The organism is uncultured Sphingorhabdus sp. (assembly GCF_937872355.1).
In the GTDB taxonomy this organism is placed as follows: Bacteria; Pseudomonadota; Alphaproteobacteria; order Sphingomonadales; family Sphingomonadaceae; genus Sphingorhabdus_B.
The window spans coordinates 1-1,602 of record NZ_CALMSV010000002.1 but is presented as its reverse complement, the minus strand read 5'-3'; the positions used below and the strand labels follow the sequence as shown (position 1 = coordinate 1,602).

1 protein-coding gene and 1 pseudogene are annotated in these 1,602 nt (G+C 58.9%); both read left to right on the top strand.

Going from position 1 to position 1,602, the window contains the following annotated elements; genetic code table 11:
- The coding region (locus tag Q0239_RS00050) for a phytoene desaturase (protein ID WP_298596460.1) at nucleotides 1-1,454 on the top strand (1,454 nt) is incomplete at its 5' end.
- Nucleotides 1,451-1,602: pseudogene (locus tag Q0239_RS00045) on the top strand (TIGR00730 family Rossman fold protein); the annotation flags it as partial. The gene Q0239_RS00050 and the pseudogene Q0239_RS00045, both read left to right, overlap by 4 nt.

The window sequence follows — 1,602 nt, the reverse complement described above, 5'->3', positions numbered from 1 at the left end:
GCTTCGGCGGACTGGCACTTGCCATCCGCCTGCAGGCCGCAGGCATCCAGACCACCATCATCGAAGCTCGCGATAAGCCAGGTGGGCGGGCCTATTATTGGGAGCGCGACGGATTCATCTTCGATGGCGGCCCGACGGTCATCACCGATCCACCCTGCCTGACCCAGCTTTGGGCGCTGACCGGGCATGACATGGCGCAGGATGTCGAACTGATGCCGGTCATGCCATTCTACCGGCTCAACTGGGCCGATGGCACCAATTTCGATTATTCGAACGACGACGCCAAGCTGCGCTCCGAAATCGAAAAGCTGAATCCCGAGGATGTCGCAGGCTATGCGAAGTTCCTTGAATATAGTGCAGGCGTGCATGACGAAGGCTATGTCAAACTTGGCACCAAGGCATTTCTCGACTTCACCTCGATGATCAAGGCCGCTCCTGCGCTGGCCAAATATCAGGCATGGCGCAGCGTCTATTCGATGGTTTCTTCCTTTGTGAAGAATGAAAAGCTGCGCGAGGCACTGTCGTTTCACACCCTGCTCGTCGGTGGCAATCCGATGAAGACCAGCGCCATCTATGCGCTGATCCACAAGCTGGAGAAAGACGGCGGTGTCTGGTTTGCCAAGGGCGGCACCAACCGGCTGGTTGCGGCGATGGTGAAGCAGTTCGAACGCATCGGCGGCAAAATGATACTGGGCGATGCGGTCGAGCGGATAGAAACGCAGGGTGAGCGTACTACGGGGATCGTTACCCAGTCCGGCCACCGCATAGAGTGCGACGCGGTCGCCACCAATGGCGATATCATGCACAGTTACCGTGATCTGCTTGGTCACCACCCGCGGGGCGCGAAAGCCGCAGCGAGCCTGTCGCGCAAGAAATTCTCGCCCAGCCTGTTTGTCGTGCATTTTGGTATCAAGGGCACCTGGCCCGGCATCCCGCACCACATGATCCTGTTCGGGCCGCGATACAAAGGGCTGCTCGATGATATCTACTCCCATGGCGTGCTGCCACAGGATTTCTCGCTCTATCTGCACCACCCGACGGTCAGCGATCCGTCGATGGCCCCCGAAGGCTGTTCGACCTTCTATGCACTTGCTCCAGTCGCTCATCAGGGCAAGCTGCCGATCGACTGGGAGGAAATGGGGCCGGTGTTCGAAAAGCGCATCCTCGATGAGGTTGGACGCCGTTTGATCCCCGACATTCATGAGCGGATCGTGACGAAGTTCCATTATACGCCAGCCAATTTCGGCACCGACCTCAACGCGCATCTTGGCAGCGCCTTCAGCCTTGAACCCGTGCTGACCCAAAGCGCCTGGTTCCGCGTGCATAATCGTGACGATGTGCTGTCGAACCTTTACTTTGTCGGCGCGGGAACGCATCCGGGGGCAGGAATTCCCGGCGTGGTCGGCAGCGCAAAGGCCACAGCCGAATTGATGATCGAGGATTTGAAACGTTGAAACGTCTTGCCGTCTATTGCGGTTCAGCCACCCCGGCGGACCCTGTTTATATCGAATGCGCAAAGATGGTCGGCCGCGAACTCGCTGCGCGCGGCATCGGATTGGTGTATGGCGGGGGGCGGGTAGGGCTGATGGGCGGTTGTGCTGA